Here is a 7,615-nt window from a genome sequence, read left to right as displayed (position 1 = left end):
CGGCGGAGATGGAGCCGTAGCTCATCGCACCGGTCGAGAAGCGCTTGACGATCTCGCTGGCCGGCTCCACCTTGTCGAGCGGGATGGGGTCGCGGTCGCCGAAGTTGAAGTCGAACAGGCCGCGCAGCGTGCCCAGGCGCGCTGCTTGGTCGTCGACCATCTTGGTGTACTCCTTGAACACCGAGTACTGGCCGGTGCGGGTGGCGTGCTGGAGCTTGAACACCGTGTCCGGGTTGAACAGGTGGTACTCGCCCTCGCGACGCCACTGGTACTCGCCGCCCACCTCGAGCTCGCGGTAGGCGCGCTCGGCGGGGCGATCGGTGAACGCCTGCGCGTGGCGCTGTGCCACCTCGCCGGCGATCTCGTCGAGCCCGATGCCGTCGAGCTGGCTGTTGAGGCCGGTGAAGAACTCGTCGACCACCTCCTGGCTCAGACCGATCACCTGGAACAGCTGGGCGCCGTTGTACGACGGAACGGTGGAGATGCCCATCTTGCTCATCACCTTCAAGACGCCCTTGCCTGCCGCCTTGATGTAGTTGTTGCGCGCGTGGAAGTAGGCTTCCTCGTGAGTCATGCCCTCGTCGGCGCGCGACAGCGCACCCGTATGGAGCATGTCGTCGATGGTCTCGAACGCCATGTACGGGTTGATGCCGCTGGCGCCGAAGCCGACGAGCAGTGCCATGTGGTGCACTTCGCGAGCGTCGCCGGACTCGATGATGAGGCTGGCGCGGGTCCGGGTGCGCTCACGCACCAGGTGGTGGTGCACCGCGGACGTCAGCAGCAGCGACGGGATCGGGGCGAGCGTCTCGTCCGACTCCCGGTCCGACAGCACGATGATGCGTGCGCCGTCGGCGATGGCCGCCGACACCTTGTCGAGCACGTCGTTCAGCGCGCGGCGCAGTCCCTCGCCGCCTTCGACCACCGGGTACAGACCGTGGATGTGCACCGACGGGAAGCCCGTCGCCGGGCCGTCGATCTCGACCAGGCGCGCCAGATCGACGTTGTCGAGGATCGGCTGGCGCAGGACGATCTGCTTGGCCGACTCGGCGCCCGGGTTCAGCAGGTCGCGCTCACCACCGATGCGGATGCCGAGGCTGGTGACCACCTCCTCGCGGATCGCGTCGAGCGGCGGGTTGGTGACCTGCGCGAACATCTGCTGGAAGTAGTCGAACAGCATCCGCGGGCGGTTCGAGAGAACGGCGACCGGGGTGTCGGTACCCATCGATCCCAAGCCCTCGCCGCCGGTGGCGGCCATCGGGGAGATCAGCAGTCGGAGGTCTTCGGTGGTGTACCCGAACACCTGCTGGCGCAGCGCGACGCGGTCGTGCGGCATGTACTGGGCCGGCGGCGCGGGCAGATCGGCGAGCGCGACCTGGTTGCCGTCGAGCCACTCCTGGTAGGGGTGCTCACCGGCGAGGGAGTCCTTGATCTCCTCGTCGGCGACGATCCGTCCCTGCGCGGTGTCGACCAGGAACATCTTGCCCGGCTGCAGGCGATGCTTCGAGACGATGTCGGCCGGATCCACATCCATGATGCCGACCTCCGAGCCGAGCACGGCCACGCCGTCCTTGGTGACCCAGATGCGCGAGGGTCGCAGACCGTTGCGGTCCAGGACCGCGCCGATCACGGTGCCGTCGGTGAAGCAGACCGACGCCGGTCCGTCCCACGCCTCCATCAGCGCCGAGTGGTACTCGTAGAACGCCCGGTGCTCGGGCTTCATGTCTTCGCTGCGCTCCCAGGCCTCGGGGACCATCATCAGGACCGCGTGCGGCAGGCTGCGACCGCCGAGGTGCAGCAGCTCCAGGACCTCGTCGAACCGCGCGGTGTCCGAGGCGCCCGGGGTGCAGATCGGGAAGATCTTCTCGAGGCTGTCGGCGCCGAAGGCGTCGGTGTCGATGAGCGCCTCGCGGGCACGCATCCAGTTCTCGTTGCCGCTGACCGTGTTGATCTCGCCGTTGTGCGCCACGCGGCGGAACGGGTGGGCCAGCGGCCACGACGGGAAGGTGTTGGTGGAGAAGCGACTGTGGACCATGCCGAGCGCGCTCTCCACGCGATCGTCCTGCAGGTCGAGGTAGAAGTCACGCAGCTGCGGGGTGGTCAGCATGCCCTTGTAGACCATCGTCTGACCCGAGAGGCTCGGGAAGTAGGCGGTCTCGCGGCCGGGGCCGTCCTGACCGGCGCCCTTCTCGCCGAGTTCGTACTGGACGCGCTTGCGCACCACGTACGCCTTCCGCTCCAGATCCATGCCAGCCGCGCCACCCAGGAACACCTGGCGGAAGGTCGGCATCGCATCGCGGGCCAACGCGCCCAGCGAGCTCTCGTCGACCGGAACCTCACGCCATCCCAGCAGGGTCAGACCTTCCGAGGCGACGATCGCCTCGATACCGGCGACAGCCTCGTCGACGTCGGCCGACGCCTGCGGCAGGAAGGCGATGCCGGTGGCGTACTCGCCCTCGGCGGGCAGCGCGAAGTCGACCACGGCGCGCAGAAAGCGGTCGGGGACCTGGATCATGATTCCCGCGCCGTCGCCGGTGTTCGGCTCGGCGCCTGCCGCACCGCGGTGCTCGAGGTTCACCAGCGCGGTGATGGCCTTTTCGACGATGTCGCGGCTGCGACGACCATGGATGTCGACGACGAAGGCGACGCCGCATGCGTCATGCTCGTTGGCCGGATCGTAGAGCCCGACGGGCCCCGGCAAGTGCTTCATGAATCTGCCTACTCCGCACGCCACGCTGCGCACTAACCACGTACTGGAGAGTCCCGGTAGCAGTCGGCGCAGAGGTTCGCACCGCCCGGGGATTCAGCTTCATTGCTGGTCCGCTCTAACTTTCAGGAAATATCCCGATAACAAGAGCGCAGTACAACCAGTATTCCACCTCGGCCGCCGTCAGGCAAAAAGATGCTGCCGTCTCACCTTGTCGTACCGATCGCGGTCGCGCCGATCACTCTCGGTTCGGTCGCACCGCAGAGCCGCCGACGGAGCCGGCCTGCGGATGATCGTCATGCCGGGCACCACAGCGCGAGACTGCCTCCGGCCAGCGGCCCGATCGGACGACCGTTGGTGACGTCGTTGACGCAGATTGACACGATCTGCCCGGACGGCTCGAGGGTTTTCGGATCGAGCTTGGATACCCGACCGCTGCCGAGCCGTGGCGACGGTCGGTGCAATGTGCCCTGCGTGGCGAACGCCGCAGGCAACTGCGATCCGATGAAGCCATATCGCAGCGTTCCGCGCCGTCCGTCACGAGGCGAGTGGAGTCGCTCCAGAATCGGCGTGTAAAGCGTGGTCGCGGCGGGCGTGTACACCGTGCTGCGTCGGGTCTCGACTCGTTCGTACACCTGCACTCCCACCGCGAACAGTTGCGCGTACGCGAAGTCGCCGAGCTGATCGACCCGATGCGGTGCGGGCGGCGACGGGGTCGGTTACGCCGGGGCCTGCGGAGCCGCGGCGTACACCAGGCCGGTGGCAGTGATCGCCGCCGCGACGCCGAGTACGGCAGGTCGCGCTCGTGGCTTCTGCTCTCGTTTCGACTTCATGGGAACTCCCGCCTTCCAGACGTCGGCCCCGGCGACTCACCGGTGTGCCTCACGCTACGCCGAAAGGCCTCGGCTCGGCCCCGAACACCGAGGTCAGACCAGGCAATCAGCCGCCTGGGGGCGCGCAACGACGCCGTCCGATCCCGCGATCGGACGTCGGTGAGGCAGAAACGGGATACAGTCTCATTGTGTCATCTACGTCACAGTCGGCCTGGTCGCATGCGTCGTGGCGCTCTCGCGCCTTCTCGAGGTCGACGGTCGCCTCGCGCCCGCTGATGGCCGCCGCCGGTCGACGCGTGCTGTCGCACCCGACGCTGCTCTCGGCCACCCGCCCGGGCGTCAACCGCGGGCTGTCGTTGCTGAGCCCGGTCCCGAAGGACACCCGCACCACCCCGGTCCGCGACCGCGTCGCCGGCGGACAAGTCCGCGGCGAGTGGATCCACCAGCGCAGCGGGCTCGGCGGCGGGATCCCCACGCCCGCGTCGGGTGCCTCGATCGTCTACTACCTGCACGGCAGCGGTTACGTGATCTGCTCCCCGCGCACCCACCGTGGACTGGTCGCCCGCCTCACCCGCCATGCCGGCATCGGCTCCTTCAGCCTCGACTACCGCATGGGCCCCGAGTACCGCTGGCCGTCGGCGGGCGACGACACCATCCGCGGCTACCGCTGGCTCCTGCAGCAGGGATTCGACGCCCGGCAGATCATCGTCGCGGGCGACTCCGCGGGCGGACACCTGGCGATGGATCTCCTCGCGTCGAACCACGCGGCCGGCGTACCGCAGCCACGCGCACTCGCATTGTTCTCGCCGCTCTACGATCCGACCTTCCAGCTGGCGTTCGACCTCGAGGGCCGCGGCGTGCGCGACCCGATCATCGACGTGACCGGCGCCCGCAGTTTTCTCGGGCTGTACACCGGCGGCGCCGACCCCGACCATCCGCGCATGCGCGTCCAGCTCACGCCCGACATGGACCTGCCGCCCACCCTCATCCAGGTGGGCTCCCGGGAGATCATGGCCGACGACGCCCGCACCATCCACCGCCTGCTCCTCGCCGCGGGCGGAACCTCGGAACTGCAGGAGTGGCGGGGCCAAGGGCACGTCTTCCAGATGTTCCCGTACTTCACTCCCGAATCGCAGCGCGCGGTCCGCGAGGCGGCCGACTTCATCGCTGCGCACAGCATCCGCGACCGTCGCTCCTGAGCGATGTCCTATACGCCCCGAATGCCAGCGCCCCGTGACAGAATCAGCCTCGAATCCCCTCATCGGAAGTGAGAACATGGCCGACCTGAACGACCTCATCAGCCGCCTGCCCATCGACGATCTCGCGAGCCAGGTCGGGGCCAGCCCCGACGACGTGCGCGCCGCCGTCTCGCAGGCCGTCCCGACCCTGGTGGCCGGACTCGGCGTCCAGAACGACGACGGCCTGGCCGACAAGCTGGCCAAGCACGACAACGACCTCGCCAGCGGCACCATCAACCTGAACGAGGTCGACACCGCCGACGGTCAGAAGATCGTCAACAACCTCTTCGGCGAGGAGAGCGACAACGTCGCCCAGGCACTCAGCGGCGCGGTCCCCGCAGCCGGCGTCGACCAGGGCCTGGTGAAGAAGCTGCTCCCGATTCTCGCGCCCATCGTTCTGAGCTTCGTGATGAACCAGTTCGGAAAGAGCAAGGGCGGCGCGACCGCCGGTTCTGCGGCCGGCGGGGGCGGTCTGGGCGACCTCCTCGGCGGCATGCTGGGTGGACAAGGCGGCGCCGGCGGCGGAGGCATGGACCTCGGCAGCATCCTGGGCAGCGTTCTCGGAGGCGGCAAGGGTGGCGGTGGCGGCCTCGGCGATCTCCTCGGCGGAATGCTCGGCGGCAAGAAGTAAGGGCAAGTTCTCGGGCATGTCATCTGAACGACGGATAGGGTCGAGTTGGGCCCGACCACCGCTCGGGTCGATCAGAACAGCCCCGCACTCAACCTTCGGGAGGGTGACATGTCCGAGGAGACCACCTACACCACCACAGACTCCGGCGCACCGGCCGGGAGCGACGAGCACTCGCTCACCGTCGGCGCCGCCGGACCCATCGTGTTGCACGATCACTATCTGATCGAGCAGATGGCGCAGTTCAACCGCGAACGCATCCCCGAACGACAACCGCATGCCAAGGGCAGCGGCGCATTCGGCACCTTCGAGACCGCTGCCGACGTCTCGCAGTACACCTGCGCGTCGCTGTTTCAGCCCGGCGCCAAGACCGAGATGGTGGCTCGCTTCTCCACCGTCGCCGGCGAACGCGGCAGCCCCGACACCTGGCGCGATCCGCGCGGGTTCGCCCTGAAGTTCTACACCGACGAGGGTGTGTACGACATGGTCGGCAACAACACCCCGGTGTTCTTCATCAAGGACCCGATGAAGTTTCAGCACTTCATCCGCTCACAGAAGCGCCGCGCCGACAACAACCTCCGCGACCACGACATGCAGTGGGACTTCTGGACGCTCTCGCCGGAGACGTCGCACCAGGTCACCTGGCTGATGGGCGACCGCGGCATCCCCCGGTCGTGGCGCCACATGAACGGGTACAGCTCGCACACCTACCTGTGGGTCAATGCCGGCGGCGTGAAGCACTGGGTCAAGTACCACTTCATCACCGACCAGGGCGTCGAGTTCCTGACGCAGGACGAGGCCGATCAGCTCGCCGGGCAGGACGGCGACTTCCACGTGCGCGACCTGTTCGACTCAATCGCGAACGGAAGCCACCCCAGCTGGACGTTGAAGGTGCAGCTGATGCCGTTCGACGACGCCAAGGACTACCGTTTCAACCCCTTCGACCTCACCAAGGTGTGGCCGCACGCGGACTACCCGCTGCACGAGGTCGGCACCATGACCCTGCACACCAACCCGACCGACAACCACGCACAGATCGAGCAGGCGGCATTCGAACCCAGCAATGTGGTGCCGGGCATCGGGTTCAGCCCAGACCGGATGCTGTTGGGCCGAGTGTTCGCCTACTCCGACGCCCACCGCGCACGGCTCGGCGCCAACTACAAGCAGATCCCGGTGAACCGGCCGCGCAACGAGGTCCGCAGCTACTCCAAGGACGGCGCGATGCGGATCGACTCGGTCAGCGACCCGGTCTACGCACCCAACTCGAAGGGCGGCCCCGCCGCGGACTATCCCGGCCAGGCCGAGCCCCAGTGGGCCGCCGACGGCGACCTGGTCCGCAGCGCCTACGTCGACCACCGCGACGACAACGACGGCGGGCAACCCGGGACCCTGGTCCGCGAGGTGATGGACGACGCCGCACGCGCGCGACTGGTCGGCAACGTGGCCGGCCATCTACTCGACGGTGTCTCCGAACCGGTGCTGCTCCGCGCCTTCGACTACTGGAAGAACATCGATCCGGACATCGGAGCCACGATCGAGACGCAAGTGCGCGCCCAGCAGTGATCAACGCCCAGGATCGGAACCTTCCGTTCTGAGGTCCTGAACGCTTCCGCCGTTGTTTGTTACCCGCTGCGGGTAACAAACAACGGTGGAAGCGAAGCCGCTACTCCTCCCAGCGCCGACTCCGGCTCGGATAGCGCACACGCAGGTAGCTGTAGAGGTAGTTGCTGATCAACAGCGCGAGCGCGGCGCCGATCGCCCACCACATCCACCCGTTGAGCAGGCTCGATCGCACCGCGGCCACCAGCCAGGCCACCACGAGGATCGGCGTGATGATCACCGCGATCACGCGCACGGTCAGGACGACGCCGGCCGCGATCGACCACAGTGCGCGACGTCCGATGTCTGATTCCGGGGCACTACCCATACCGAAAGCGTATGCGACAGCGCAGAATGGACCTGTGAAGACAATCCTGAACGTGTTGTGGCTGCTGCTCTGTGGACTGTGGATGGCGCTCGGTTACATTGCCGCAGGCATCATCTGCTGCATCCTCATCATCACCATCCCGTTCGGCATCGCGTCGTTCCGGATGGCCAACTACGCGCTGTGGCCCTTTGGCCGCACGGTGATCCGCAAGCCCGAGGCCGGAGCGGCGTCGACCATCGGCAACGTCATCTGGATCATCTTCGCGGGCATCTGGCTGGCCATCGG

Annotated in this window: 7 protein-coding genes; 4 read left to right on the top strand and 3 right to left on the bottom strand. The window is 67.4% G+C overall.

Features of this window, described 5'->3' with window-relative positions:
* Positions 1-2,707: glutamate synthase central domain-containing protein (locus GX543_RS02645; protein ID WP_290849598.1), on the bottom strand; the 2,707-nt coding region annotated here is incomplete at its 3' end.
* Positions 2,708-3,000: 293 nt separating this feature from the next.
* Complete coding sequence (locus GX543_RS02640) at positions 3,001-3,339, bottom strand: hypothetical protein (RefSeq protein ID WP_290849597.1); 339 nt, start codon at positions 3,337-3,339, stop codon at positions 3,001-3,003.
* Positions 3,340-3,725: 386 nt separating this feature from the next.
* Here GX543_RS02640 and GX543_RS02635 point away from each other — a divergent pair, with 386 nt between their 5' ends.
* The 3 genes from GX543_RS02635 to GX543_RS02625 all read left to right on the top strand — a co-directional run bounded on the left by GX543_RS02635 (position 3,726) and on the right by GX543_RS02625 (position 6,966).
* Positions 3,726-4,736, top strand: a complete 1,011-nt coding sequence (locus GX543_RS02635) for an alpha/beta hydrolase (RefSeq protein WP_290849596.1) — start codon at positions 3,726-3,728, stop codon at positions 4,734-4,736.
* Positions 4,737-4,812: 76 nt separating this feature from the next.
* Entirely contained in the window at positions 4,813-5,406 is a 594-nt protein-coding gene (locus tag GX543_RS02630) for a DUF937 domain-containing protein (protein WP_290849594.1), read from the top strand.
* A gap of 108 nt (positions 5,407-5,514) precedes the next feature.
* Positions 5,515-6,966 carry a catalase gene (locus tag GX543_RS02625; RefSeq protein WP_290849593.1) on the top strand — a complete coding sequence of 484 codons (1,452 nt, stop codon included), beginning with the start codon at positions 5,515-5,517 and terminating at the stop codon, positions 6,964-6,966.
* Between the two features lie 100 nt (positions 6,967-7,066).
* Here the strand turns inward: GX543_RS02625 and GX543_RS02620 are convergent, their stop codons facing one another.
* A complete protein-coding gene (locus GX543_RS02620) occupies positions 7,067-7,330 on the bottom strand; it encodes a hypothetical protein (RefSeq protein ID WP_290849591.1) in 264 nt (87 codons plus the stop codon).
* Between the two features lie 34 nt (positions 7,331-7,364).
* On the opposite strand from GX543_RS02620, the gene GX543_RS02615 reads away from it, so the two are divergent.
* Positions 7,365-7,615: YccF domain-containing protein (locus GX543_RS02615; RefSeq protein WP_290849590.1), on the top strand; the 251-nt coding region annotated here is incomplete at its 3' end.

It is taken from the genome of Gordonia sp. (in: high G+C Gram-positive bacteria) (assembly GCF_012515855.1).
GTDB lineage: Bacteria > Actinomycetota > Actinomycetes > Mycobacteriales > Mycobacteriaceae > Gordonia.
Note: the sequence above shows the minus strand (reverse complement) of the source record. Positions and strands in the feature narration are given on the sequence as shown.